Origin of the sequence: Rhodococcus pseudokoreensis, assembly GCF_017068395.1 — a bacterium.
Lineage (GTDB): Bacteria > Actinomycetota > Actinomycetes > Mycobacteriales > Mycobacteriaceae > Rhodococcus_F > Rhodococcus_F pseudokoreensis.
The window spans coordinates 559,399-584,610 of record NZ_CP070619.1 but is presented as its reverse complement, the minus strand read 5'-3'; the positions used below and the strand labels follow the sequence as shown (position 1 = coordinate 584,610).

The following is a 25,212-nucleotide window of genomic DNA, read 5'->3' as shown; positions in this document are numbered from 1 at the left end:
GACCGGTCGTTGTCAGTCCTGCCAGCCCGGCCGGACCAGGCCCCACTCATACGCCAGGACCACCAGTTGGGTGCGGTCCCGGGCGCCGAGTTTCAGCAGAATCCGGCTGACGTGCGTGCGGGCGGTGGCCGGGCTCAGGAACAGCCGCGAACCGATCTCGGCGTTGGTGAGACCCTCGGCGATCAGGATCATCACCTCGCGTTCACGATCGGTGAGGCCGTCGAGGCGACTGGACTGGGGTGGCCGTTTGGCGTGGGTCGCGAACTCCGCGACCAGTTTCCGCGTCACGGACGGCGACAGCAGGGCATCCCCGTCGGCCACCACGCGGACCGCCCGCACCAGTTCGGCGGGTTCGGTGTGTTTGACGAGAAAACCCGTCGCCCCCGCGCGCATGGCCTCGAACACGTACTCGTCCAGTTCGAACGTGGTGAGCACCACCACCCGCACACCGGACAGCGCGGGATCGGCGGCTATCCGCCGGGTTGCCTCCAGTCCGTCGAGCACCGGCATCCGGATGTCCATGAGGACGACGTCGGGAACCAGAGTCCGGGTCAGGCTCACCGCCTGCTCACCGTTCTCGGCCTGACCGGCCACGGTGATGTCCGGTTGGGCGTCGAGCAGGGCGGCGAAACCCGCCCGCACGAGGGCCTGGTCGTCGGCGACGAGGACGCGAATCGTCATGCCCGGCCCGCCGTGTCGTGGACGAGGGGGAGTGTCGCCTGCACCCGGAAGCCGCCACCAGGTCCGCTCCCGGCGGTCAGCTCACCGCCGAGGGCGCGGGCGCGTTCCCGCATGCCGGGGATGCCGTTTCCGCCGCCACCGGACGGCGCGCCGTCCGGGCCCCGGCCGTCGTCGTCGATCCGGACGCGGACGGACGTGGGCGAGTATGTCACCGTGACGTCGGCGGACGAGCCGCCGGAGTGGCGGGCCACGTTGGTCAGCGACTCCTGCACGATGCGCGCCGCAGCGACGTCGACCACGGCAGGCAACGGCCGCGGCGTGCCCTCGACGACCGTGGTGACCGCGAGACCCGCGGCACGGGCACGCTCGACCACGCCGTCCAGGTCCACGATCCCGGCGGTCGGCGCGGTGGGCGGGCTGTCGTCGCCGCCGCGCAGTGACGCCAGCAGTGCGTGGACGTCGCCGATCGCGTCGCGGCTCGCGATCTTGATCGCGGCCAGCGCCTCCTGTGACTGTTCAGGTCTGCTGTCCCACAGCTCGAGTGCGACCGAGGCCTGCACGTTGATGAGCGAAAGGCTGTGTGCCAGAACATCGTGCAGCTCGCGGGCGATCGCGAGCCTCTCCTCGCTGGCGCGGCGGCGCTGCTCGTCCAGCGTGCTGCGGTGCGCCGCCTCGGCGCGTTGCCTGCGGGCGTCGAGCGTCCCGCGGCGCTGACGGATGATCTCGGCGACGGCGAGGAGCACCAGCAGCCAGGCCGCGATGCCGGTGAGGGCGAGGAGGGACGGAACCTCGGCAAGTGACACGGCAGGCACGGCGAAGACGATCAGCACGTACCCGACCGCGAGGATCGGATACGTGCGCCATCGGGACCCGGCCGTCGCGGCGCTCAGAAACGCGACCACGAGCGACAGGAACACCGGGCCGTACCCGTAACCCCGGGCGACGTAGAGGACCGTGACGGCAAGGACCACGAGCAGGACCGTCACCGGCAACCGTCGCCGGACGAGCAGCGCGAGCGGACCGCACACCAGCAACACGAAACCTGCCGCGTCCAGCGGCGTCGCCCACGACTGGTTGTGGTTGGCGCCCACACTGCCGACCACCTGCACGATTGCGACGCCCAGGGCGATCAGGACGTCTCGCGGGGCGATCGACGTGTCCCTCCGGTCGGTGTGCACCACCCGAACGTAGACCGGATCCGGCGACGGTGTCATCGTCCGCGACACGTACGCGAGGTGACGCGCGCAGGCGGATGTGCGCGGCTTCGACGGGGCCGAGGCTGGAGCCATGACTTCCGACATCGTGGTCACCGACAAGTTGACCAAACGCTACGGCGAACACACGGCGGTCGACGCCGTCAGCCTGACCGTACGGGCGGGCGAGGTGTACGGGTTCCTCGGACCGAACGGCGCAGGCAAGACCACCACCCTGCGCATGCTCACGGGCCTGGTCCGGCCGACCTCCGGGACCGCGACGCTTTTCGGGTGCACGCCCGGTGACAGCACGGTGGCGGCCCGCACCGGGGTGCTGATCGAAGGCCCCGGCTTCTTCCCCTACCTGTCCGGTCGCGACAACCTGCGGGTGCTGAGCAGGTACCGGCGGCTGCCGGACGACGCGGTGCAGTCCGCGCTGCACCGGGTGGGCCTGCGCGATCGCGGACACGACCGGTTCCGCACCTATTCGCTCGGGATGAAGCAGCGACTCGGTGTCGCGGCCGCACTCCTCGGCGAACCCGACCTACTGATCCTCGACGAACCCACCAACGGGCTCGACCCGGCGGGGATGGCCGAGATGCGGGAACTGATAGTCGAACTCGCGAATTCCGGGCATTCCGTGATGCTCTCCAGCCACATGCTCAGCGAGGTCCAGGAGATCTGCGATCGCGTCGGCGTGATCTCACGCGGGGAGCTGATCGCGCAGTCCACCGTCGCCGAACTGCGCGGTGGCACCAGCCTGCTGGTGCGCGCCGATCCGCGGGAACGGGCCGCGACGGTGCTCGAGGAGCTGCTGGGACGCGGCGTCGTCGACACGGTGGGTGACGCGCTCGCCGTCGCCGTGTCGCCGGAACTGGCACCGAAGGTGGCCCGCGTTCTCGTCGACGCGGGAATCGACCTGCACGAATTGTCCCGGCGGGAACGATCGCTCGAAGACGTTTTCTTCGCGATGACGTCGGGCAGCAGTCCCGGCGACCGCACCGCAAGCAACGATCCGAGGAGAGTGTCATGAATGCAGTGATCGCCAGCACCCGAGCCGAGCTTCTCCGACTGCGGAAATGGCCGTCCATGTGGGTGCTGCTCGCCGCGTGGATCGTGCTGAACCTGGTCTTCGTCTACGTGTTCAACTACATCACGTTCAAGACCGGCGGCACCACCGACATGGCGTCGTCCGCGCCCCCGGACGTGCTGCTCGCGCAGATGCTGCCCGCGGCGGTGCCCCAGGTGTTCACCCAGGGCATGGCCATGTTCGGGGGTGCGCTGATGCTCATCCTCGGCGCCCTCACCATCGGCAGCGGCTACGGGTGGGGGACGTGGAAGACCGTGTTCACCCAGGGGCCTTCGCGATCGGCCGCACTCGCCGGAACCCTCCTCGCGCTGCTGACCGTGGTGATCGGACTCGTTCTCACCGTGGCGGCCGTCGACGTCGGGGTGGCCACGGTCATCGCCACGGTCGAATCGGAGCCGGCGAATCTGCCTGCCGCCTCGGCGATGCTGAAGGCGCTCGCCTCCGGGATGCTCATCCTCGCCATGTGGACCGCGGCCGGTGTCCTCGTCGGCGCCCTCGCGCGGGGGCCCGCGCTGTCCGTCGGTCTCGGGCTCGTGTGGGTGCTGGTGGTCGAAAACCTGCTCCGCGGAGTCGCCGCCGTCCTCGACCCCGTGTCGGTGGTGACGGACTTCCTCCCCGGCACCGCCGCGGGCTCGCTGGCAGGCTCGCTCCGCGACTTCGGCGGCGACACCACCCCCGGTGTCCTGAACATCCTCGACGGCGGCACGTCGGTGCTCGTCCTGGCCGGCTACGTCGCCGTGTTCGCGGCAGGCACGATCTGGCTCGTCCGCCGCCGCGACGTGAACTGAGAGCCGGCGACTCAGAACAGGGGACCGCCGCCGAACGGTTCCCGGTGCGACGGCGGAGTGCGGCCCTGCGTGTCGGTGATGCCGTATTCGACGGCCAGCTCCGCCGTCACGAACGTGTGGCCGCTGCGGTCCGGCAGGGTGGGGTCCGCGGTGAGGGCGCAGATCACCTCGCCGACGAACTCCGGAGACTCGGCGTCCGCGACGGGAAAGCCGGCGATGGTCTCCATCCCGCTGGCGACGATCATCTCCGTGCGCACGATGCCCGGCCACAGCGAGACCGCACGGACGTCGTGCGGAGCCAGCTCCGCCGCCATGTCGCTGGCCATCTTGTCCAACCCGGCCTTGGACATGCCGTAGAGCACCGAGTGCAGATGCCCCCGGGTCCCGAACGACGAGATGTTCGCGATCAACCCGGACCGCCGGGGCACCATCAACCGCGCTGCCTCCACCGACGCAACGTAGTGGGCGCGCAGTCCGACGCCGATCAGCGAGTCCCAGTCGTCGAGGGGCCGTTCCCAGAACGGTGTGCTGAACCCGCCGAATCCCTCGGGTGCGGCCCACACGTTGTTGACCAGCAGGTCGAGTCGGCCGGCCTGCTCGACCGCGATCCGGGCGAACAGCGCATGCACCTCCTCGTCGACGCGGTGATCGCAGGCCACCGCGACGCCGGTGCCCCCGGCGTCGGTGACCGCTCGCGCGGACGCCGACAGCGGGCTGTCCGCGGTGACCGGGCCGCGTCCGGTGACGTAGACGGTCCACCCGGCGGCCCCCAGCGCTGTCGCGACGCCCTTGCCGACGCCGCGGCTTCCCCCGGTGACGAGTGCTACCCGGGCGCTCACTGGACGACCACCGTGTCCTCGGTGAGCGGGCGGGTGATCGACCATCGAGTGGTGAAGTGGCATCGCGACATTCGCCATTCGCCGTTTTCGAAGCGGTAGGCGTCGTCGTACTCGCCGGCGGACACGGTCTCCGTCCGCTTCAGCAGATCGACCTGGCGGAACTGCAGCGTCCACGTACCGGTCGCCTCGGTGTCGCCGTGCAGCACGATGTCCGGATGGAAGCCGTGGTGCATGTCCAGAATCACGTGCTTGCCGTCCACCTCGTGGAGCGCGATCCTGCGGAAGACGTCCGTGAGCCGGTCGGCGTCGTCGAACCTGCCGAGTGGGCCGAAGTCGACGGACGCCCCGGACGCGACGAAGCAGGCACGGAACGCGTCCGGATCCTTGCCGTCGCACGCTCGCCAGTAGCGGTACTTGAGGGCCTTGATCGCGGTCACCCGCTCCAGGTCCGCCACACGCTGCTCCACCGAGCGTTCGTCCACGCCGCCGTCCTCCCGTTGCCGTTCAGTGTGTCGGGAGAGACGCTAAGCCGGGAGCGTGCCCGGTGGGGGCACAATCCCGGTGGGCGGGAGCCTCCGTGTCAGGGCTGGCCGGGAAACGGGTCGACCACCGGATCGGTTCCGAGGGCCACGCGCCAGGTGGCTTCCCGGACGGTGGCGTCGGTCAGCGCGGTCACCCCGAGCGTGCGGGTGTCCGCCGTTTCGCCGTGCTCGACGACCGCCCGCCACGCGACCGCGGTGTCCGCCTCGACCTGGGCCGCGAGTTGCGCGGCGGTGATCGGGTCGGCGACCGGGAAGGGCAGCGTGTAGCCCGCTTCGGCGGCCGGGGCCGTCAGACCCGCCGCGGTCAGTGTGTCCTGGAGTTCGTCCCGGCGGGCCCGGTGGGCCGCGGCGGCGGTGGCCACCTGCGCGGCCCGCGTGGGATTCGAGAAGGCGGCCACCACCCCGTAGGCGAACACCGCGGAATGTTCGGCGGCCAGCGCGTCGCCGAGGCTCTTGCCCTCGGCTTCGGTGGGTGTCGTCACGGCAGCACCACCGCCAGGTACGTTCCGCACGCGGCGCTGATCGACGCACACAGTCCCGCGCGGTACGCGGTCAGCGCGCGGGCCGAGTCGGCCGCACTGCGCTGCGACTCGGCCAGGTCGGCCCGCAACTGATCGAGACCGGGCGGAGGTGCGGGTGCGGTCGGTGTCGCGGACGGGGGAGCGGACGTCGTCGGTGCGGTGCCGTCCGGGTACGTGCCTGCGGCCCTGGCGATTTCGGCGTCCAACGCGTCGGCGTGCGCGGTGCGCTGGGCGCGGACGAGTTCGAGTGCGGCGCCGCGGTCGGGCAGCAGTGCGATGGTCGCCGCCGCGCCTGCGGCGTCGCGGCGCGCCAGACGCGACTGCGCGACGAGTGAATCGACCTCGGTGTCGGCGTCCTCGCCGTCGGCGCATCCCGCCAGCAGGGGGACGCTCGCGACGCCGAACGCGGAGGCTGCTGCGAACCGGAGAGCGGTGCGCCGGGACACGGCCGGACCGGAAGTCGGGGGCCGGGAGACGGTGGGCATGAGCACCGGTCCATGGTGCCAGGTCGGGCCGCGATCCCGGGAATCGAGCACCGGGGCTGGTCACGGGCGCCTCGAATCGGCGTTACTCTTAGATGCTCGAACCCGTCCCGGCGGGTTCGAGGTGCTGCCCTGTGCGGCACGGTGACCTGCCGACCACGACACACGACGAGCGACAACTGAAACGAGGAGCTTCCCCGATGCCGGTTCCATCCAAGGAGAGGGTGACGGAGCTCATCTCCGATCTGGTGCAACGTCAGGGCTACGACGTGGAGGACGTTGCGGTCACCCTCGCGGGTAAGCACAGCGCGGTCCGGATCATGGTGGACAGCGACGCCGGACTCGAACTCGACGCGGTCGCGAACCTGAGCCACGAGATCTCCGAGGTCTTCGATTCGGTGTCCGATTTCGGGGAGTCCCCGTACACGCTCGAGGTCACGTCTCCCGGTATCGACCGGCCGCTCACGCACGAGCGGCACTGGCGCCGGGCCCGCGGCCGCAAGGCCCGTATCGACCTCGCGCACGAGACGGTCGTGGGCCGGATCGGGGCCCTCGACGGCGACTCGGTCGCGGTGGTGATCGGCTCGCGCACCGGTCCGGACGTTCGGCGCATCGCGCTCCCGGACATTCAGAAAGCTGTTGTGCAGGTGGAATTCTCGAAACCCGACCCGAGGGAGCTGGAACTCGCGGGCGGAATACCCGAGGGTCGCGTGGCACCTGCGGACGCAGACGCGTCGGAAGATGAAGAAGTAGTAGAGGGGCTGGACAAGTGAATATCGACATTGCGGCGCTGCGCGCCATCGAAGCCGACAAGGGCATCTCGATCGAGACCGTCATCTCGACGATCCAGACGGCGCTGCTCACCGCCTACCGGCACACCGAGGGGCATCAGCAGCACGCCCGGATCGACGTCGACACCAAGAGCGGCATCGTGCGGGTGATGGCACACGACGTCGACTCCGACGGCAACATGGTCGGCGAGGAATGGGACGACACCCCGGAAGGGTTCGGCCGGATCGCGGCGACCACTGCGCGCCAGGTCATCCTGCAGCGGCTGCGCGACGCCGAGCACGAGCGGAGCTTCGGCGAGTACTCCACCCACGAGGGTGAGATCGTCGGCGGCGTGATCCAGCGCGACACGCGGGCGAACTCGCGCGGCATGGTCGTCGTGCGGATCGGGAGCGAGGCCAGCGGCGCCGAGGGCCTGATCCCGCCCGCCGAGCAGGTGCCCGGGGAGAATTACGAACACGGCGAGCGGCTCAAGTGCTACGTCGTCGGTGTCGCCCGCGGGCAGCGCGGACCGCAGATCACCCTGTCGCGCACCCACCCGAATCTCGTGCGCAAACTGTTCGCGCTCGAGGTCCCGGAAATCGCGGACGGCTCGGTCGAGATCATCGCCGTCGCCCGCGAGGCAGGCCACCGGTCGAAGATCGCCGTCCAGTCGCGGGTGCAGGGGCTGAACGCGAAGGGTGCGTGCATCGGGCCGATGGGTCAGCGCGTGCGCAACGTGATGAGTGAACTCGCCGGCGAGAAGATCGACATCATCGACTTCGACGACGACCCGGCCCGGTTCGTCGGCAACGCGCTGTCGCCGTCGAAAGTGGTCTCCGTCACTGTCGTGGACCCCGAGGCGCGGGCCGCGCGTGTCGTCGTCCCCGACTTCCAGCTGTCCCTCGCCATCGGCAAGGAAGGGCAAAATGCCCGTCTTGCTGCGCGCTTGACCGGGTGGCGGATCGACATCCGCAGTGACGCCGCACCCGCTCCCGAGTCGGCAGGCGGACCCGCCGCGACCAGTCGTTGAGCCGGGAATGCGGAGATCGGGGCAAGTCGGCGGTAGAGTGGTCAATGGTTCAGCATGAGCATCCCGATTCCGCGCGCGTTCCTACCGGTTCACCGGTCCGAACATGCATAGGATGTAGGGAGCGCGCGCTGGCTGTCGATCTGCTCAGGGTTGTGGTTAGTGAGAGCGGGCCGCAAGGTCATGTTCTCGCCCCGGACCCGAGGCGCAGGCTTCCCGGTCGAGGTGCGTGGCTGCACCCCGTCGAGGTTTGCCTGAGTCTCGCGGAACGACGCCGAGCATTCGGCAGAGCGCTGCGAGTGTCCGGAAGTGTCGACACGTCAGAAGTCGACCACTGGGTACGCGCAGGGCACCCACCCAGAGCAGTACCTCTCGAACAGAACAGGCACAAGCACTCATGAGCACACCGTGAAGCACCAGCGATGATCGTCCATCGGAGATAACCCGAGGTCGTGCGGGCCCCTCTCAGGGGAGCCTCCTGCTCGACCTCATCAGTGAGGAGAGCAGTGGCAGGCAAGGCCCGCGTGCACGAGTTGGCTAAAGAACTCGGTGTCACAAGTAAAGAACTACTCGCAACGCTCAAGGAGCAGGGCGAGTTCGTGAAGTCGGCGTCCTCCACAGTGGAGGCGCCCGTCGCCAGGCGTCTGCGGGAGTCCTTCCCGTCGGCGAAGTCGGCTGATTCCGCAGCCCGTCCGGCTGCCAAGCCCGGCGCGCCCACGCCGAGCACCCCCGCGACCTCGGCCAAGCCGGGCGGACCCCGTCCCGGCCCCAAGCCGGCAGCCCCGGCTCCGGCCGCACCCGCTGCAGCAGCACCCGCGCCCACTCCCGAGGCTCAGGCCCCGGCACCGGCCGCACCCGCAGCGAGCGCAGCCACCCCGGCAGCACCGGCGAGCAATGCTCCCAAGCCCGGTCGCCCCACCCCGGCTGCCCCGGCTCCGGCCGCACCCGCAGCTCCGGTCGCCCCGGCGGCGGCCAGTGCTCCCGCGGCTCCGTCCACGGGCGCCAAGCCCGGCGGACCCCGCCCCGGCCCGAAGCCCCCGCGCGTCGGTAACAACCCGTACTCCTCGGCTCCGGCCGAGCGTCCGGCACCCCGTCCCGCTCCCGGCGCGCCGCGTCCGGGTGCACCCCGTCCGGCTCCCGGCCAGGGTGGACCCCGTCCGGCACCGGGTCAGGGCGGTCCCCGTCCGGCTCCCGGCCAAGGTGGACCCCGTCCGGCTCCCGGCCAGGGTGGACCCCGTCCGGCACCGGGTCAGGGCGGACCCCGTCCCAGCCCCGGCTCGATGCCTCCTCGCCCCAACCCGGGCGCGATGCCTGCTCGTTCGGCACGTCCCGCTCCCGGCGGTCGTCCCGGTCGTCCCGGCGGAGCCCCCGGCGGTCGTCCCGGTGGCGGCGGCGGTGGATACCGCGGCGGCGGAGCACCCGGTGCCGGCGCAGGCGCGCCCGGTGGCGGAGCACCCGCAGGTGGTTTCCGCGGTCGTCCCGGTGGCGGTGGACGCCCCGGTCAGCGCGGTGCGGCAGCAGGTGCCTTCGGTCGTCCCGGTGGCGCCCCGCGTCGTGGTCGCAAGTCGAAGCGTCAGAAGCGCCAGGAATACGATTCCATGCAGGCGCCCGCCGTCGGCGGCGTGCGGTTGCCCCGTGGCAACGGCGAGACCATTCGCCTCGCCCGCGGTGCATCCCTGTCGGACTTCGCGGAGAAGATCGACGCGAACCCCGCAGCGTTGGTGCAGGCACTGTTCAACCTCGGCGAGATGGTGACGGCGACCCAGTCGGTCAACGACGAGACGCTGGAACTGCTCGGCGGCGAGATGAACTACGTCGTCCAGGTCGTCAGCCCGGAGGACGAGGACCGCGAGCTGCTGGACAGCTTCGACCTCACCTACGGCGAGGACGAAGGCGGCGAAGAGGACCTCGAGTCCCGCCCGCCGGTGGTCACCGTCATGGGCCACGTCGACCACGGTAAGACCCGACTGCTCGACACGATCCGCAAGGCCAACGTCCGTGAGGGCGAGGCCGGCGGCATCACGCAGCACATCGGTGCCTACCAGGTGCTGACCGAGCTCGACGGCAACGAGCGTCTCGTGACGTTCATCGACACCCCCGGTCACGAGGCCTTCACGGCCATGCGTGCCCGTGGTGCCAAGGCCACCGACCTCGCGATCCTGGTCGTCGCCGCCGACGACGGCGTCATGCCGCAGACGGTGGAAGCGATCAACCACGCCCAGGCGGCCGACGTGCCGATCGTGGTCGCGGTGAACAAGATCGACAAGGAAGGCGCGAACCCGGACAAGATCCGGCAGCAGCTCACCGAGTACGGACTGGTCGCCGAGGAATACGGCGGAGACACCATGTTCGTCGACATCTCGGCGAAGCAGGGCACCAACATCGACGCACTGCTCGAAGCGGTGCTGCTGACGGCGGACGCGGCCCTGGACCTGCGGGCCAACCCGGACATGGACGCTCAGGGTGTCGCCATCGAGGCGCACCTCGACCGTGGACGCGGCCCCGTCGCGACCGTGCTCATCCAGCGCGGAACGCTGCGGGTCGGCGACTCGATCGTGGCCGGCGACGCATACGGACGTGTGCGCCGCATGGTCGACGAGCACGGCGACGACGTGCTCGAGGCCATGCCCTCGCGTCCCGTCCAGGTGGTCGGCTTCACGTCGGTCCCCGGTGCAGGCGACAACCTGCTCGTGGTCGACGAGGACCGCATCGCCCGTCAGATCGCCGACCGGCGCAATGCGCGGAAGCGCAACGCTCTGGCCGCGAAGAGCCGCAAGCGCATCAGCCTCGAGGACCTGGATTCGGCTCTCAAGGAGACGTCGCAGCTCAACCTCATCCTCAAGGGCGACAACTCGGGAACCGTGGAGGCCTTGGAAGAGGCCCTGCACGGCATCGAGATCGACGACGAGGTGCAGTTGCGGGTCATCGACCGTGGTGTCGGTGGCGTCACCGAGACCAACGTCAACCTGGCCGCTGCGTCGAACGCGATCATCATCGGGTTCAACGTCCGCGCCGAGGGCAAGGCGACGGAGTTGGCGAACCGCGAGGGCGTCGACATCCGGTACTACTCGGTGATCTACCAGGCCATCGACGAGGTCGAGAAGGCTCTCAAGGGCATGCTCAAGCCGATCTACGAAGAGGTCGAGCTGGGCAAGGCGGAGATCCGCGCGATGTTCCGTTCGTCCAAGGTCGGCAACATTGCCGGTTGCCTCGTCACCTCGGGTACCATCCGTCGCAATGCGAAGGCCCGGCTGCTGCGTGACAACACGGTTGTCGCCGAGACCGTCACCATCTCCTCGCTGAAGCGGGAGAAGGAGGACGCTGTCGAGGTACGCGAGGGTTACGAGTGCGGTTTGACGCTCACCTACTCCGACATCAAGGTCGGTGACGTCATCGAGGCCTACGAGCTTCGGGAAAAGCCGCGCGACTAGTCGCCATCCGTTTGGGGTGACGTAGCAGCGTCATCCGGCGTGCGCTTCTCCGGCCGAGTCGATCGGCCGGGGGAGCGCACGTCTCCCCGAAGGAGGAAAGTTTGTACGTCGGTGCGCTCGAGCTCGACATCTTGCTCGGTGACGTGCGATCTCTCAAAGAGAAGCGTGCAATGGTCAAACCGGTTCTGGCGGAGCTGCGACGTTACGGCGTCTCGGCGGCGGAGACCGGGGAACAGGATCGGTACCGCCGGTCGATGCTCGGCGTCACGATGGCGAGTTCGGCGGTCGATCACGTACACGAGGTACTCGACACGTGCGAACGGCACGTCGCCGGGATGCCGGAACTGCAACTCCTTGCGGTCCGGCGAAGGATTTTCGGCCCCGAGGACTGACTCGGAGCGCCCTGCCCGCCCGCCGCGTCCGCGGCCCGGCGTGCAGAATGAACTACAGCTACACCGCAACTTCACAACTTATCGAGCGGCCAGGGAGAGGAGTCTGATTGTCATGGTGGATCCCGCCCGGGCACGCAAACTCGCCAAGCGCATCGGCACGATCGTCGCGACGGCGATCGACCACGAAATCAAGGACCCTCGCCTGGCGTTCGTCACGATCACCGATACCAAGGTGACGGCCGATCTTCACGACGCCACCGTCTACTACACCGTGATGGGCGCCGACCTCGAGTCCGAACCGGACCTCGTGTCCGCGGCTGCGGGACTGGAGAAGGCGAAGGGCGTGCTGCGCTCGAAGGTGGGTGCAGGCACCGGAGTCCGGTTCACGCCGACGCTGACGTTCGTCGCGGACACGGTCCCCGACACGGCACGGCACATGGAGGAACTCCTCGCCCGCGCCCGCGCCGCCGACGACGAGGTCGCGCGGGTCGCGGCCGGTGCGTCGCCGGCCGGCGACCCCGACCCGTACAAGGAACCCCGAGTCGAGGACGCGGACGACGCCGAAGTCGACGAGCCGTCCCGTTCCCGCCAGGCGGACTGACACGAACCGACATGACCCACACTCAGGAGACGTCCCTGTCTGATCTCGATCGTCACGAGGTGTTTCTGCCGCAGGCGGTCGCCGTTCTCGAGAACGCGACGTCGGTGACGATTCTGTGTCACGTCCAGCCCGATGCCGACACGATCGGCAGTGGACTCGCCCTGGCATTGGTGCTCGAGCGCAAGGGGATTCCGGTGCAGGTCGCGTTCGGCGCGCCCGACGAACTGCCGGAGTCGATGCGCGAACTGCCGGGCACCCACCTGCTGGTGCCGGCGGACCAGGTGCGCCGCAACGTCGATCTGCTCGTGACCGTCGACTGCGGCAGCGCCGGACGTCTCGGGAAGCTCGCCGACCGGCTCGCGAACGCGGGGGAGACCCTCGTCATCGATCACCACCGGTCCAATACCCGGTTCGGTCGGATGAACCTGATCGACGAGTCGGCGGAGTCGACGACCGCTGTCGTGGCGCAGATGTTCGACGTGTGGGGTGTGGACATCGACGCCGACCTCGCGCACTGCCTGTACGCGGGTCTCGTGACCGACACCGGCTCGTTCCGCTGGGTGCAGCCCGGCACGCATACTCTCGCGGAGCGGCTCCTCGCCACCGGCATCGACGGAGCCCGCATCGCCCGTCGCCTGCTCGACACCCACCCGTTCGGGTGGCTGCCGATGTTGTCGTCGGTACTCGGGTCGGCGACGCTGGTCCCCGAGGCGGCGGGCGGGCGTGGACTCGTCTACGCCGTCATCCGGCAGGCCTATGTCGGGGATCTGCGCTCGGAGGAGATCGAGAGCGTGATCGACATCGTCCGGACGACGTCCGAGGCGGAGGTCGCGGCCGTCCTCAAGGAGGCGGTGGACGGCACGTATTCGGTGTCGCTGCGGTCGAAGTCCGACGTGGACGTCTCGATCGTCGCCGGGTACCTCGGCGGCGGCGGTCACCGGTTCGCCGCCGGCTACACGGCGGTGACTTCGGCGGACGAGATCGTGACCGCGCTCGTCGAATCGCTCGGCTGAGGTCCGAAATCGTTGGCTGAGGTTTCGGAAGTCACGGGCGACGCGACCGCCCGGACGGTGTTCGGGCTGGCGTTGCCCGCGCTCGGCGTGCTCGCGGCCGAACCGATCTATCTGCTCTTCGACATCGCCGTCGTCGGCCGGCTGGGTGCGCTTGCGCTCGCGGGTCTTGCCGTCGGCGGTCTCATCCTCGCCCAGGTCAGCACCCAGCTGACATTCCTGTCCTACGGCACGACGGCGCGCGCGTCGCGCATGCACGGCGCAGGCGACGAGCGCGGCGCGGTCCGGGAGGGTGTGCAGGCCACGTGGCTGGCACTGGGCATCGGCGCGGTGGTGATCGCACTGGTCCACCTGTTCGGGCGGCCGGTCACGTCGGCGATCGCCGGCGGCTCCGACATCGCCGCGGCCGCCGGGAGCTGGTTGCGGATCGCGGTGTTCGGCGCCCCGCTGATCCTCGTCGCGATGGCAGGCAACGGCTGGATGCGCGGTGTGCAGAACACGGTGCGGCCCCTGCGTTTCGTGAGCGCCGGTCTCGCCGTATCGGCCGTGGCCTGCCCGGTGCTGGTGCACGGATTGTGGGGCGCGCCGCGGCTGGAACTCGAGGGTTCGGCGGTCGCGAACGTGATCGGGCAGGCCGTGTCCGCGAGCCTGTTCGTCGGGGCGCTGGTGGTGGAGCGAGTGCCGTTGCGGCCGCGGTGGCACGTCATGCGCGCCCAGATGGTTCTCGGCCGCGACCTGATCCTGCGGAGCCTGGCGTTCCAGGCGTGCTTCCTGTCCGCCGCGGCCGTCGCGTCCCGGTTCGGCGCCGCCGCGGTCGCCGCCCACCAGGTGGTGCTTCAGCTGTGGAACCTCGTGGCCCTCACCCTCGACTCCCTGGCGATCGCCGCGCAGGCGCTCGTCGGCGCCGCGCTGGGCGCCGGGCACGCCGCCGGCGCCACGCGACTGTCGTGGCGCATCACCCGATGGTCCACGATCTTCGCGACCGGACTCGCCCTGATCTTCGCGCTCGGCCACGGCGTGATCCCCGAACTCTTCACCTCCGACCGGGCCGTGCTCGACGAGATGGCGGTCGCCTGGTGGTTCTTCGTCGCGATCATGCCGGTTGCCGGTGTCGTGTTCGCGCTCGACGGCGTGCTGCTCGGGGCCGGCGACGTCGCCTTCCTGCGGAATGCCACGCTGGCCTGCGCGCTGGCCGGATTCCTGCCACTGATCTGGCTGTCGATGCTGAACGACTGGGGCCTCGCGGGAATCTGGACGGGACTCACGGTGTTCTTAATTCTTCGGATGCTTGCGGTCGTGTGGCGGGTCGGAACGGGCCGCTGGGCAGTGGTCGGGGCCGACCTGCAGGCACGGCACGGATCGGACAGCGATCCGGCGGCGGAGCACGATCGGAAAGGTGGTTGACGTGGCACCCAAACTGATGGCGGTGAGCGACACCCATGTGGGGCACCGGGGAAACCGCCCGATCACCGAGGACATCTACCCGGACTCGCCCGAGGACTGGCTGATCGTCGCCGGGGACGTCTCGGAGAAGACCGACGACATCCGGTGGGCGCTGAAACTCCTGCGCAGTCGCTTCGCGCAGGTCATCTGGGTTCCCGGCAACCACGAACTGTGGACGACGGCGAAGGACCCGGTGCAGATCCACGGCGCCGCCCGCTACGACTACCTGGTCACCATGTGCCGCGAGATCGGGGTCATCACCCCCGAGGACCCGTTCCCGGTGTGGGAGGCGGACGACGGCCCGGTGACGCTGGTCCCGATGTTCCTGCTGTACGACTACACGTTCCTGCCCGACGGCGCCACCACCAAGGAGGAAGGCCTCGCGATCGCGCGGGAGAAAAACGTGGTGGCCACGGACGAATTCCTGCTGTCGAGCGAACCGTACGGAACCCGGGACGCGTGGTGCCGCAACCGCGTCGAGACGACGAAGGCCCGGCTGGACGCCCTGCCTGCCGGCACCCGGACCGTTCTGATCAACCACTTCCCGTTGGTGCGTCAGCCGACGCAGGTGCTGTGGTACCCGGAGTTCTCCCTGTGGTGCGGCACCGAACTGACCGCGGACTGGCACACGCGGTACAACGCCGTCTGCGCCGTCTACGGGCATCTGCACATTCCACGCACCACCTACTACGACGGGGTGCGGTTCGAGGAGGTGTCGCTCGGCTATCCGCGGGAGTGGCAGCGGCGGGGACTCCCCGACAATCTGCTGCGGCAGATCCTCCCGGTGCCGGAATATCCGCCGGGAACGTTGAACAAGTGGGGTGGCCACTTCAAGGTCACTCCCGAACAGGAAGCCGAAGTGGAGAAGATGCGGGCGAGGGGGGCCCTGTGATCGAGAGAATTCTGCCTGCCGGGGTGGTGTCCTCGGAACTGTTCGAGGATCCGGCGGGGCTGCGTCCGCACCCGCAGGAGGAGGCGCTGATCGGGCGGGCGGTGGAGAAGCGGCGACGCGAATTCACCACCGCACGTCACTGCGCCCGCCTGGCGATGACGAAGCTGGGTGTGGACCAGGCCCCTGTTCTGCGGGGCGACAAGGGTTCCCCCGTGTGGCCGCGCGGTGTGGTGGGGAGCCTCACCCACTGCGACGGTTACCGCGGCGCGGCGCTCGGCTACGCGATGCAGGTGCGGTCCGTCGGCATCGACGCCGAACCGCACGACGCGCTGCCCGACGGGGTGCTGGACGCGGTGAGCCTGCCCGCCGAACGCGACTGGCTGTCGGGTGCGGCGGACTCCGGGCAGTGGCTCTCGGCCACCGGTGGTCCGGTGCACCGGGACAGGCTGCTGTTCTGCGCCAAGGAAGCCACGTACAAGGCGTGGTTCCCGCTCACCGCCCGGTGGCTCGGGTTCGAGGACGCGCACATCACGTTCGAGGCGTCCGGCGACGGCACCGGCACGTTCCATTCGGATCTCCTCATCTCCGGGGAGACCGTCGACGGACCACCGCTGGCGTCGTTCGACGGACGGTGGATGGTGTCCGACGGCCTCATCATCACCGCCATTGCGGTGCACTGATTTCGGTGCGGTGACGGCGGCTGGCAGAATCGGGCCTCGTGTCTGCACGTGAAAAGCCCTCTTCCGGTCTCGTCGGCGCCGGACTGCTCATCGTCGACAAGGACGCAGGCGTCACCAGCCACGACGTGGTGGCCCGGTGCCGCAAGCTGCTCGGCACCCGGAAGGTCGGCCACGCGGGCACTCTGGATCCGATGGCTACCGGGGTGCTGGTGCTCGGTATCGAGCGGGCGACGAAGCTACTGGGGCTTCTCGCGCTGACCACCAAGGCGTACACGGCCACGATCCGGTTGGGGCAGGCCACCACGACCGACGACGCCGAGGGTGACGTCGTCGCGTCGGCCGATGCGTCCGGCGTGAGGGATGAGGAGATCGCGGCGCAGGTGCGCACCCTCACCGGAGACATCCAGCAGATCCCGTCGAGCGTCAGCGCCATCAAGGTGGACGGCCGGCGGGCGCACGCGCTGATCCGGGCGGGAGAGGAGTTCGAACTCGCTCCCCGGTCGGTGACGGTGTCCCGGTTCGAGGTGATCGCCAGGCGCACCGAGGGCACGTTCGTCGACCTCGACGTCGAGGTGGAATGTTCGTCCGGAACCTATGTGCGGGCGCTCGCACGTGATCTGGGGATCGCGTTGATCGGCGTCGGCGGGCATCTCACGTCGCTGCGACGGACCCGGGTGGGTCCGTTCACCCTCGAGCACGCGCGCACGCTGGAACAGCTGGCCGAGGAGCCGGGTGTCAGTCTCGACATCGACGCCGCCGCGCAGACCGCGTTCCCGCACCGGCAGATCGACGCGGACGAGGCCGAAGCGATCAGTCAGGGCCGCTGGCTCGAACCGATCGGCATCAAGGGTGTCTACGCCGCGATCGATCCGAGTGGACACACGATCGCGCTGCTCCAGGAGCGGGGAAAGCGGGCGAGTTCGGTGATGGTCGTCCGTCCCGCGACCCTGAGGTAGCGGCTCACACCAGCCAGATGGCCTGGGCTGCGGGGTTTCCGAGTTCGACGGTGTCCTCCTGGACGCCGATCCGGACCGACACGGTGCCGGCGAAGTCGCGTCGCTCCAGCACCGTCACCGTGACGTCCAGTGCCACACCCACCGAGTCGAAGTACCGCAGCATGGCCGGGTCGGAGTCCGAGATGCGGGCGATGCGGCCGCTCTCGCCGTTGACGAAGTCGCTGAGCTGCCGTGCCGGGGGAGTGGGCACCGACCCGTCGACCGCGGGAATCGGATCGCCGTGCGGATCACGTTCGGGATGACCGAGCTTGGCGTCCATCCGGGAGATCATCAAATCCGAGACGGCGTGCTCGAGCACCTCCGCCTCGTCGTGCACCTCGTCCCAGCCGTACCCCAGTTCGTGCACCAGGTACGTCTCGATGAGGCGGTGCCTGCGGACCATCCCGACGGCGGCGACGCGCCCCGCCTCGGTCAGGGCGATCGACCCGTAGCGGGCGTGATCGACGAGGCCCTGGTCGGACAGTTTCCGGATGGCCTCCGACACGGTGGACGCCGACACCCCGATCTTCTCGGAGAGCAGTTTCGTCGACACCCGCTCCTGCGACCACTCCTGAACGGTCCAGATGACCTTCAGGTAATCCTGCGCCACTGCCGAGAGCGCCCCGGTCTCGGAGGTCGAGTCCTCGGTCACGCTCTGGTCATTCTTGTTCACGGCCACGCCCCCGAGCTTAGGCAAGTCTTACCGGCGAGACACATCGACACACCTGATCCGTCCCCGGGGGCCGTCACCGACGACCGCGAACCGCGAGGTCGTGACGTTTCCCCGCCACGCCCGACCGCCGGACAGGCGGTCCGAAGATGAACATCGGCGCGCGGCACCGTAGGCTGCCACTCGTGCTGAGATGGCGTGGTCTCGACGAGGTTCCTGCCGATTGGGGTCGTTGTGTTCTCACGATCGGCGTATTCGATGGCGTGCACCGAGGTCACGCCCAACTGATCAGTCGAGCGGTGGCGGCTGCCCGCACGCGTGGAATACCCAGCGTGCTCATGACTTTCGATCCTCATCCGATGGAAGTGGTTCGTCCGGGCAGTCATCCCGCCCAGCTCACGACGCTCGCCCGCAGGGCGGAGTTGGCGGAGGAGCTGGGCATCGACGTGTTCTGCGTCATGCCGTTCACCGCCGAATTCATGAAGCTGACCCCGGAGCGGTACGCCCACGAGATCCTCGTGGAGCGCCTGCACGTGGCGGATGTCGTCGTCGGTGAGAACTTCACGTTCGGCAAGAAGGCCGCCGGCAACGTCGACCTGCTGCGGCAGATCGGTGACCGGTTCGGGTTCGCGGTCGACGGTGTGACGTTGCTCGCGGAGCACGCGGTCACGTTCTCGTCCACCTATATCCGTTCCTGCGTGGACGCCGGCGACATGGCCGCCGCGACGGAGGCCCTCGGCCGCCCGCACCGCGTCGAGGGCGTCGTCGTCCACGGCGACGGTCGTGGACGGCAGCTCGGCTACCCGACCGCGAACGTCGCGCCGCCGATGTACGCCGCGATTCCCGCGGACGGCGTGTACGCCGCCTGGTTCACCGTGCTCGGGCACGGAGTCGACCTGGGCACCGTCACCTCCGGCGAGCGGTACATGGCCGCCGTGTCGGTGGGAACCAATCCGACGTTCTCCGGGCGGACGCGCACCGTGGAGGCCTTCGTCCTCGACCGGGAAGCCGACCTGTACGGCCAGCACGTGGCCGTCGACCTCGTCGAACGTCTCCGGGGGATGGAGAAGTTCGATTCCGTCGACGACCTCATCGTCGCGATGGGCAAGGACGCCGAGCGTGCCCGCGCGATCCTGGCGGCGTCGGAGGACGCGCGGTAAAGCACTCGCATTTCAGCTGGTAAAGTAGACCGCTGGCGTGCGCTGCGGTTCGCGGCGGCCGCGCCGAGTTTCGATCCTTGCACGCGAACGTCATCACCAGGAGTGAACAAGTGGCATTGACCACCGAAGAAAAGAAGCAGGTTCTGAGCGAGTACGGCCTGCACGAGACCGACACCGGTTCGCCGGAGGCGCAGGTGGCCATGCTCACCAAGCGCATCGTCGATCTCACTGAACACCTCAAGATGCACAAGCACGACCACCACTCCCGCCGCGGCCTCTTGCTGCTGGTCGGACGCCGTCGTCGTCTGCTCAAGTACGTCCAGAAGGTCGACATCGCGCGTTACCGCTCGCTGATCGAGCGTCTCGGCCTGCGTCGCTGAGTTTCGCAAACAGCGATCATTTCGATCGCAAATCACTCCGGTAGCCGGCGGGGCCTTGCTTAGACTGGGCCTCGCTGGCTATCGGCGTTAGCTGCCGAGGGCAGCACTACCGTATGCACCCGAGAATGTGGTGTCGGTCTTCGGTAGTGGTCTTCCGGACACGGTCCGGCGGACTTCGATCGACGACCGCCTCCGCACAGTGACATCCCGAGAACTCGAGAGGGGGATGTCCCTCAGGTGCGCAGTTCTCGCCAGGAGGGTGAGAACGCCCCCGCGGGTACGGCGAAGACGAGAGGGAAGTGAAAAGAAGAGATGACAGAGAATTCCGCAGTAGAGGTCGATGAGGGCGTGTTCGAATCCACCGCCGTGATCGACAACGGGTCCTTCGGAACCCGCACCATTCGTTTCGAGACCGGTCGCCTCGCGCAGCAGGCCGCCGGCGCCGTCGTCGCCTACCTGGACGACGAGACGATGCTGCTGTCCGCGACGAGCGCCAGCAAGCACCCCAAGGAGCACTTCGACTTCTTCCCGCTGACGGTGGACGTCGAGGAGCGCATGTACGCCGCGGGCCGCATCCCCGGCTCGTTCTTCCGTCGTGAGGGCCGCCCCTCCACGGACGCGATCCTGACCTGCCGCCTGATCGACCGGCCGCTGCGCCCGTCGTTCGTCGACGGTCTGCGCAACGAGATCCAGGTCGTCGTCACGGTGATGAGCCTGAACCCGCAGGACCTGTACGACGTAGTCGCGATCAACGCGGCGTCCGCCTCCACCCAGATCGCCGGACTGCCGTTCTCCGGCCCCGTCGGTGGCGTACGCGTCGCACTCATCACGTCGGACGGGAACAAGGCCGGCCAGTGGGTTGCCTTCCCCACCGTCGACCAGCTCGAGAACGCCGTCTTCGACATGGTCGTCGCCGGCCGCATCGTCTCCGGCAGCGGTGACGACGCCGACGTCGCGATCATGATGGTCGAGGCCGAGGCCACCGACAACGTGATCTCCCTGATCGACGGCGGTGCACAGGCTCCCACCGAGACGATCGTCGCCGAGGGCCTCGAGGCCGCGAAGCCGTTCATCGCTCGCCTGTGCACCGCGCAGCAGCAGCTCGCGGAGAAGGCGTCCAAGCCCACCGGTGACTTCCCCGTCTTCCCGGCGTACCAGGACGACGTGTTCGCCGCCGTCGAGGCCGCCGCAGCGGAGAAGCTCAGCGCGGCACTGACCATCGCGGGCAAGCAGGAGCGCGACGACAAGACCGACGAGGTCAAGGTCGAGGTCCTCGAGCAGGTCGCCCCGAACTTCGAGGGACGCGAGAAGGAACTCGGCGCGGCATTCCGCTCGCTGACGAAGAAGCTGGTCCGTCAGCGCATCCTGCGCGACCAGTTCCGCATCGACGGCCGCGGCATCACGGACATCCGTTCGCTGTCGGCCGAGGTCGCCATCGTTCCGCGTGCACACGGCTCCGCTCTGTTCGAGCGCGGCGAGACCCAGATCCTTGGTGTTACCACCCTCGACATGGTGAAGATGGCGCAGCAGGTCGATTCGCTCGGACCCGAGACGTCCAAGCGGTACATGCACCACTACAACTTCCCGCCGTACTCCACCGGTGAGACGGGACGCGTCGGTTCGCCGAAGCGCCGCGAGATCGGTCACGGCGCGCTGGCGGAGCGGGCACTCATGCCCGTGCTGCCCAGCGTCGAGGAGTTCCCGTACGCCATCCGTCAGGTCTCGGAGGCCCTCAGCTCCAACGGCTCCACCTCGATGGGCTCGGTGTGCGCGTCGACGCTCGCACTGCTCAACGCCGGTGTGCCGTTGAAGGCTCCGGTCGCCGGTATCGCCATGGGCCTCGTCTCCGACCAGGTCGACGGTGAGACCCGGTACGTCGCGCTCACCGACATCCTCGGTGCGGAGGACGCGTTCGGCGACATGGACTTCAAGGTCGCGGGCACGAAGGACTTCGTCACGGCTCTGCAGCTCGACACGAAGCTCGACGGCATCCCGTCCAAGGTCCTCGCCGGCGCGCTGTCGCAGGCCAAGGACGCGCGGGCGACGATCCTCGAGGTCATGGCCGAGGCCATCGACACCCCCGACGAGATGAGCCCGTTCGCCCCGCGCGTCACGGCCATCAAGGTCCCCGTCGACAAGATCGGTGAGGTCATCGGCCCCAAGGGCAAGATGATCAACTCCATCACCGAGCAGACCGGCGCCAACATCTCCATCGAAGATGACGGCACCGTGTTCGTCGGTGCGACGGACGGCCCGTCCGCGCAGGCCGCGATCGACATGATCAACGCCATCGCCAACCCGCAGCTGCCGAAGGTCGGCGAGCGCTTCCTGGGTACGGTCGTCAAGACCACCGCCTTCGGTGCGTTCGTGTCGCTCCTCCCCGGCCGCGACGGGCTGGTGCACATCTCGAAGCTGGGCAGCGGCAAGCGCATCGCCAAGGTCGAGGACGTCGTGAGCGTCGGCTCGAAGTTGCGTGTCGAGATCGCCGACATCGACAACCGCGGCAAGATCTCGCTGATCCCCGTCGAGGAAGACGGTGCTGCGGCTCCGGCCGAGCAGAGCGAAGAGGCGGCTGCCGAGAAGTAATCTTCTCCGGTCTCCGGCCGGCGGCCCCGCACGAATCTCGTGCGGGGCCGTCGGCGTTCTCGTGTCGTACGGGTGGGCGGTGTCAGGATGCGGTGGTGAACCGTCCGACATACCGCCGCTGCCAGGGCGTCTCGACCGCGTGCCGATGATAGTGCTGCCGGACGAACGCGACGGCGTCCCGCGCAGGCACCCCATCGAGGACGGCGATGCAGGCGAGCGCGGTGCCCGTCCGGCCGCGGCCGCCCCCGCACGCCACCTCCACGCGCTCCGACGCGGCGCGGCGCCACACCTCGCCCAGTGCATCCACAGTGTCGCGGCGGTCCCGGGGCAGCGCGAAATCGGGCCACCGGACCCACCGTGAGTCCCATTGCACCGGAGGCGGTGTGCGGCCCAGCAGGTACACGGCGAAATCGGGCAGGGGACCGTCGGGGAGCGGTCGTCGCAGCCCCCGGCCGCGGACGAGGCGCCCGGACGGCAGGCGGAGTATTCCGGGAGCGTCGGCGTCCCAGGTGTCGATCATGCTCGTCACTCTATGCGGAGTTCCGGTGATGCTGTTCTCGCCCAAGAGAATGCGTTCCACGGACTGACTCCCGCCTGACCGGCAGTGTCGGATACTCTCACGCGATGAAGTCGGTGGCGTCACCGTTGCGTTGGTCAGGGTTGTCGTTGATGGCTCTGTGCATGGCCTTGGGTGCCACGGGTTGTGTCGGGGCTGTTGATCGAGCGGATTTCGACGCTGCGATGCAGTCACGGGGCGGGGGCATGACGAGCGCACTCGTCCGTGACGGGTTGGCGGAGCTTGCCGCCCGGTACGGCGTTGCAGACCTGCAGGTGACGAGTGTCGATGTCGCGCCGGTGGAGACGCTGGATGTGACGGTCCGTAACCCGGCGAAGCCGGATCAGCTCGACAGGTACACCTTTGACGGCGAGTGGTTGAGCGAAGCCAGTCCGGTGATGGTCTCCGCACTGGAGGATCTCGATGCGCGGGCGTTCCGGCTCGGCGACGTGCCGGCGCTGGGTCGTGTCGAGGCACTCGTGGATGATGCCCTCGCGCACACCGGATTCGACGGGGGAGAAGTGGCCGGTATTTCGGTGAACAGGACCGAGAGGCTGTGGCCGACGGTGATGGTCGAGTCACCGCGGTCACGGGCACTGGTCGTGTTCGATGCCGAGGGAACGGTGATCGGGGTGCAGCAGCTGTGACCGGACCGGTGGAGTTGGGTGTGGAGCCCGCACCGCGGCGGCGACGCGGGGTGATGCCTGCATTGTGGTGGGTGATCGGCGCCGTGGCGGCCGTCGGCATGTTCGCAATGATTGCGTCGGTGATCTGGCCGGGCCAGGCGGTCTACCTTGCCCCGGCGTTCTGTGCACAGCCGACGGACGAGGCGATCGTCGTATCGGATACCTATACCGATGGCGATGGGACTTCCACCAACTTTGCGTTGTACTGCGTCGGCGATCGGGGGCAGACGATCGACGAGGGATGGCTGCGTCCGTTCCTGCTGCTCTGGGCCGCGTATCTGGTGGTCGTGGCAGTGGTGTTCTCGGTCGTACGCCTGTCGAGGAGGCCGCAGGCCGAGCCGGCAGGCCCCGGAACCGAAATACGGGACCACGCGGATTAGCCGGTGCCTCGTCGGTGTTGAAACCAGAAGGGAACGGGCACACCTCGTTCCCGAGGAGCAACGCACCGATGCACTCCTCACGAGGGAGTGCCTCCTCAGCGATCCGACCTGGACCGGTGGGTATCGGAGCGGTAAGGAGTGGTCATGACCATGGCACGCTCACCCGTGAGCTGTGATCCGGAAATTTGTCTCGCCCAGTATCTGCCACGCGATGTCACCCGCAGCGCGCTCGGCCACCGGCGGGTCACGATGAACCTCGACATCACCGACCACGGCACATGGACCGTCCGCGTCGACGAAGGCACCGTCACGTACCGCCGCGGCGGGGTTGCGCACCCGACGAGCACCGTCCGCACCGACGCGGCCACTCTCGGCGACCTGCTCGCCGGCCGCATCAGCGTGGCCGACGCTTTCCTGTCCGGAGCACTCGAGATCCGCGGGAGCATGACGACGGTCCTCGCGATCGGCGGTACCTTCGCGCCCGACGTCGAGTTGCCGACCCGGGCACGTGCCCGCGAGACCAGCGCCTACGGGGTGCGCACGGCATATCTCGAGGCGGGTGACCCGGACAAACGGCCGGTGGTGCTGCTGCACGGTCTCGGCGCCAACAACTCCTCCATGCTGCCGGTGCTGGCCGACCTGGCATCCGACCATCGGGTGATCTGCCCCGATCTTCCCGGGTTCGGATCCTCGGCGGCCCCGGCCTGGCGTTACACCCCCGAACAGTTGCATCGCTGGTTACGGGCCTTCCTCGATGCGATCGACGCCCGCGGTGCCGCTCTGGTCGGACATTCTCTCGGCGGCCGCGTCGCTCTCGAACTCGCGCTGCGCGACCCGGACGCTGTGACCGGGTTGGTGCTGGTGTGCCCCGCGATGGCCTTCCGTCGACGGCGCCGACTGACCTCACTGGCCCGGGTGCTTCCGCTGGATGTGGCGCGACTTCCCCTCGCCGTGCCGCCGCGACTGCTCCACGCGGGGGCCCGTGCCGGGCTACGGGCTCTGCTGGCGGATCCGGGCGTGGTGCCGCGGCACTGGTACGAGGCCGCAGCCGACGAATGGGAGCTGTCGTTGCGGCATGCCTCGCGCCGCCGGGCGCTGTGGTCGGCGCTGCTCGGCCTGTATCTCGACGAACCGTTCGGGGAGACAGGCCTCTGGGACCGGATCGCGGGCCTCGAGGTGCCCGCGCTGTTCCTGTGGGGCGACCGCGACACACTCGTTCCGGCCCGATTCGCCCGCCATGTCACGAGCGCCGTTCCCGCCGCCAGGTCGGTGACGCTGCAAACCTGCGGGCACGTACCCCAGTTCGAGCAGCCCGAAATCACGCTCCGCCTGATCCGCGAGCAGCTCGCCACCACAGCACGTGAGTCGACCCGCTCGAACCCCGCGCGCATCGCTTGAGCGCCGAAACCACAGCAT

The 25,212-nt window shown here is 69.0% G+C and carries 27 protein-coding genes; 19 read left to right on the top strand and 8 right to left on the bottom strand.

Going from position 1 to position 25,212, the window contains the following annotated elements; translation table 11 throughout:
• Positions 1–12 precede the first annotated feature (12 nt).
• Positions 13–681 carry a response regulator gene (locus tag JWS13_RS08110; RefSeq protein WP_206005222.1) on the bottom strand — a complete coding sequence of 223 codons (669 nt, stop codon included), beginning with the start codon at positions 679–681 and terminating at the stop codon, positions 13–15.
• Positions 678–1,970 carry a sensor histidine kinase gene (locus JWS13_RS08105; RefSeq protein WP_241032138.1) on the bottom strand — a complete coding sequence of 431 codons (1,293 nt, stop codon included), beginning with the start codon at positions 1,968–1,970 and terminating at the stop codon, positions 678–680. Before JWS13_RS08105 ends, JWS13_RS08110 begins: the two co-directional genes overlap by 4 nt.
• Here JWS13_RS08105 and JWS13_RS08100 point away from each other — a divergent pair.
• Positions 1,969–2,907 carry an ABC transporter ATP-binding protein gene (locus tag JWS13_RS08100; protein ID WP_206005221.1) on the top strand — a complete coding sequence of 313 codons (939 nt, stop codon included), beginning with the start codon at positions 1,969–1,971 and terminating at the stop codon, positions 2,905–2,907. The genes JWS13_RS08105 and JWS13_RS08100 overlap by 2 nt on opposite strands.
• Complete coding sequence (locus JWS13_RS08095; RefSeq protein WP_206005220.1) at positions 2,904–3,752, top strand: ABC-2 transporter permease; 849 nt, start codon at positions 2,904–2,906, stop codon at positions 3,750–3,752. The genes JWS13_RS08100 and JWS13_RS08095 overlap by 4 nt, the downstream gene beginning before the upstream one ends.
• Positions 3,753–3,763: 11 nt before the next feature.
• Here JWS13_RS08095 and JWS13_RS08090 read toward each other — a convergent pair whose 3' ends face one another.
• The 4 genes from JWS13_RS08090 to JWS13_RS08075 form a co-directional block, all read right to left on the bottom strand.
• Positions 3,764–4,591, bottom strand: a complete 828-nt coding sequence (locus tag JWS13_RS08090; protein WP_206005219.1) for an SDR family NAD(P)-dependent oxidoreductase — start codon at positions 4,589–4,591, stop codon at positions 3,764–3,766.
• The gene (locus JWS13_RS08085; RefSeq protein WP_206005218.1) at positions 4,588–5,073 is read right to left on the bottom strand and encodes a nuclear transport factor 2 family protein; all 486 of its coding nucleotides are present in this window, start codon (positions 5,071–5,073) and stop codon (positions 4,588–4,590) included. Before JWS13_RS08085 ends, JWS13_RS08090 begins: the two co-directional genes overlap by 4 nt.
• Before the next feature lie 98 nt (positions 5,074–5,171).
• Positions 5,172–5,615, bottom strand: coding sequence for a ferritin-like domain-containing protein (locus JWS13_RS08080; RefSeq protein WP_206005217.1), 444 nt, complete (start codon positions 5,613–5,615; stop codon positions 5,172–5,174).
• Positions 5,612–6,139, bottom strand: a complete 528-nt coding sequence (locus JWS13_RS08075; protein ID WP_206011533.1) for a hypothetical protein — start codon at positions 6,137–6,139, stop codon at positions 5,612–5,614. The genes JWS13_RS08080 and JWS13_RS08075 overlap by 4 nt, the downstream gene beginning before the upstream one ends.
• A gap of 197 nt (positions 6,140–6,336) precedes the next feature.
• Between JWS13_RS08075 and rimP the strand changes: the two genes are divergently transcribed.
• The 11 genes from rimP to truB all read left to right on the top strand — a co-directional run bounded on the left by rimP (position 6,337) and on the right by truB (position 17,339).
• The gene (rimP, locus tag JWS13_RS08070) at positions 6,337–6,909 is read left to right on the top strand and encodes a ribosome maturation factor RimP (protein ID WP_206005216.1); all 573 of its coding nucleotides are present in this window, start codon (positions 6,337–6,339) and stop codon (positions 6,907–6,909) included.
• Complete coding sequence (gene nusA / locus JWS13_RS08065; RefSeq protein WP_072937876.1) at positions 6,906–7,937, top strand: transcription termination factor NusA; 1,032 nt, start codon at positions 6,906–6,908, stop codon at positions 7,935–7,937. Before rimP ends, nusA begins: the two co-directional genes overlap by 4 nt.
• 44 nt (positions 7,938–7,981) lie before the next feature.
• On the top strand, positions 7,982–8,335 hold the full coding sequence (locus JWS13_RS08060; RefSeq protein WP_072937877.1) for a YlxR family protein: 354 nt from the start codon (positions 7,982–7,984) through the stop codon (positions 8,333–8,335).
• Between the two features lie 105 nt (positions 8,336–8,440).
• Positions 8,441–11,365 (top strand): translation initiation factor IF-2, encoded by a 2,925-nt coding sequence (infB, locus tag JWS13_RS08055; RefSeq protein ID WP_206005215.1) that lies wholly within the window; start codon positions 8,441–8,443, stop codon positions 11,363–11,365.
• Between the two features lie 101 nt (positions 11,366–11,466).
• A complete protein-coding gene (locus JWS13_RS08050) occupies positions 11,467–11,757 on the top strand; it encodes a DUF503 domain-containing protein (RefSeq protein WP_015890369.1) in 291 nt (96 codons plus the stop codon).
• 112 nt (positions 11,758–11,869) lie between these two features.
• Positions 11,870–12,358 (top strand): 30S ribosome-binding factor RbfA, encoded by a 489-nt coding sequence (rbfA, locus tag JWS13_RS08045; RefSeq protein ID WP_015890370.1) that lies wholly within the window; start codon positions 11,870–11,872, stop codon positions 12,356–12,358.
• A gap of 11 nt (positions 12,359–12,369) precedes the next feature.
• Positions 12,370–13,371 carry a DHH family phosphoesterase gene (locus JWS13_RS08040; protein ID WP_124392840.1) on the top strand — a complete coding sequence of 334 codons (1,002 nt, stop codon included), beginning with the start codon at positions 12,370–12,372 and terminating at the stop codon, positions 13,369–13,371.
• A 12-nt stretch (positions 13,372–13,383) separates the two neighbouring features.
• Positions 13,384–14,772, top strand: coding sequence for an MATE family efflux transporter (locus JWS13_RS08035; protein WP_206005214.1), 1,389 nt, complete (start codon positions 13,384–13,386; stop codon positions 14,770–14,772).
• Position 14,773: 1 nt separating this feature from the next.
• Positions 14,774–15,703 (top strand): metallophosphoesterase family protein, encoded by a 930-nt coding sequence (locus JWS13_RS08030; protein ID WP_124392842.1) that lies wholly within the window; start codon positions 14,774–14,776, stop codon positions 15,701–15,703.
• The gene (npt, locus tag JWS13_RS08025) at positions 15,700–16,383 is read left to right on the top strand and encodes a 4'-phosphopantetheinyl transferase Npt (protein WP_206005213.1); all 684 of its coding nucleotides are present in this window, start codon (positions 15,700–15,702) and stop codon (positions 16,381–16,383) included. The genes JWS13_RS08030 and npt overlap by 4 nt, the downstream gene beginning before the upstream one ends.
• A 38-nt stretch (positions 16,384–16,421) precedes the next feature.
• On the top strand, positions 16,422–17,339 hold the full coding sequence (truB, locus tag JWS13_RS08020; protein ID WP_206005212.1) for a tRNA pseudouridine(55) synthase TruB: 918 nt from the start codon (positions 16,422–16,424) through the stop codon (positions 17,337–17,339).
• 4 nt (positions 17,340–17,343) lie between these two features.
• Here the strand turns inward: truB and JWS13_RS08015 are convergent, their stop codons facing one another.
• Complete coding sequence (locus tag JWS13_RS08015; protein ID WP_124392845.1) at positions 17,344–18,057, bottom strand: metal-dependent transcriptional regulator; 714 nt, start codon at positions 18,055–18,057, stop codon at positions 17,344–17,346.
• 176 nt (positions 18,058–18,233) lie between these two features.
• Here JWS13_RS08015 and JWS13_RS08010 point away from each other — a divergent pair, with 176 nt between their 5' ends.
• The 3 genes from JWS13_RS08010 (at position 18,234) to JWS13_RS08000 (ending at position 22,174) form a co-directional block, all read left to right on the top strand.
• On the top strand, positions 18,234–19,208 hold the full coding sequence (locus tag JWS13_RS08010; RefSeq protein ID WP_206005211.1) for a bifunctional riboflavin kinase/FAD synthetase: 975 nt from the start codon (positions 18,234–18,236) through the stop codon (positions 19,206–19,208).
• A 110-nt stretch (positions 19,209–19,318) separates the two neighbouring features.
• Positions 19,319–19,588 carry a 30S ribosomal protein S15 gene (gene rpsO, locus JWS13_RS08005; RefSeq protein ID WP_015890377.1) on the top strand — a complete coding sequence of 90 codons (270 nt, stop codon included), beginning with the start codon at positions 19,319–19,321 and terminating at the stop codon, positions 19,586–19,588.
• A 312-nt stretch (positions 19,589–19,900) separates the two neighbouring features.
• Positions 19,901–22,174, top strand: coding sequence for a polyribonucleotide nucleotidyltransferase (locus tag JWS13_RS08000; protein ID WP_206005210.1), 2,274 nt, complete (start codon positions 19,901–19,903; stop codon positions 22,172–22,174).
• A gap of 82 nt (positions 22,175–22,256) precedes the next feature.
• Here the strand turns inward: JWS13_RS08000 and JWS13_RS07995 are convergent, their stop codons facing one another.
• Entirely contained in the window at positions 22,257–22,694 is a 438-nt protein-coding gene (locus tag JWS13_RS07995; RefSeq protein WP_206005209.1) for a phosphatase domain-containing protein, read from the bottom strand.
• 242 nt (positions 22,695–22,936) lie between these two features.
• Between JWS13_RS07995 and JWS13_RS07990 the strand changes: the two genes are divergently transcribed.
• From JWS13_RS07990 to JWS13_RS07980, 3 genes are all read left to right on the top strand, one after another.
• A complete protein-coding gene (locus tag JWS13_RS07990) occupies positions 22,937–23,377 on the top strand; it encodes a hypothetical protein (RefSeq protein ID WP_225927930.1) in 441 nt (146 codons plus the stop codon).
• Positions 23,374–23,796: a hypothetical protein gene (locus JWS13_RS07985; protein ID WP_241032137.1), complete on the top strand. Its 423-nt coding sequence runs from the start codon at positions 23,374–23,376 to the stop codon at positions 23,794–23,796. Before JWS13_RS07990 ends, JWS13_RS07985 begins: the two co-directional genes overlap by 4 nt.
• 144 nt (positions 23,797–23,940) lie before the next feature.
• Positions 23,941–25,194, top strand: coding sequence for an alpha/beta fold hydrolase (locus JWS13_RS07980; protein ID WP_241032136.1), 1,254 nt, complete (start codon positions 23,941–23,943; stop codon positions 25,192–25,194).
• The last annotated feature ends 18 nt before the right edge of the window (positions 25,195–25,212 follow it).

Coding starts and splice junctions, on each gene's coding strand:
- JWS13_RS08110 (WP_206005222.1), bottom strand. CDS start 681: ATGACGATTCGCGTCCTCGTCGCCGACGACCAGGCCCTCGTGCGGGCG.
- JWS13_RS08100 (WP_206005221.1), top strand. CDS start 1,969: ATGACTTCCGACATCGTGGTCACCGACAAGTTGACCAAACGCTACGGC.
- JWS13_RS08105 (WP_241032138.1), bottom strand. CDS start 1,970: ATGGCTCCAGCCTCGGCCCCGTCGAAGCCGCGCACATCCGCCTGCGCG.
- JWS13_RS08095 (WP_206005220.1), top strand. CDS start 2,904: ATGAATGCAGTGATCGCCAGCACCCGAGCCGAGCTTCTCCGACTGCGG.
- JWS13_RS08075 (WP_206011533.1), bottom strand. CDS start 6,139: ATGCCCACCGTCTCCCGGCCCCCGACTTCCGGTCCGGCCGTGTCCCGG.
- rimP (WP_206005216.1), top strand. CDS start 6,337: ATGCCGGTTCCATCCAAGGAGAGGGTGACGGAGCTCATCTCCGATCTG.
- JWS13_RS08060 (WP_072937877.1), top strand. CDS start 7,982: ATGGTTCAGCATGAGCATCCCGATTCCGCGCGCGTTCCTACCGGTTCA.
- rbfA (WP_015890370.1), top strand. CDS start 11,870: ATGGTGGATCCCGCCCGGGCACGCAAACTCGCCAAGCGCATCGGCACG.
- JWS13_RS08040 (WP_124392840.1), top strand. CDS start 12,370: ATGACCCACACTCAGGAGACGTCCCTGTCTGATCTCGATCGTCACGAG.
- JWS13_RS08000 (WP_206005210.1), top strand. CDS start 19,901: ATGACAGAGAATTCCGCAGTAGAGGTCGATGAGGGCGTGTTCGAATCC.
- JWS13_RS07995 (WP_206005209.1), bottom strand. CDS start 22,694: ATGATCGACACCTGGGACGCCGACGCTCCCGGAATACTCCGCCTGCCG.
- JWS13_RS07990 (WP_225927930.1), top strand. CDS start 22,937: ATGACGAGCGCACTCGTCCGTGACGGGTTGGCGGAGCTTGCCGCCCGG.
- JWS13_RS07980 (WP_241032136.1), top strand. CDS start 23,941: ATGACCATGGCACGCTCACCCGTGAGCTGTGATCCGGAAATTTGTCTC.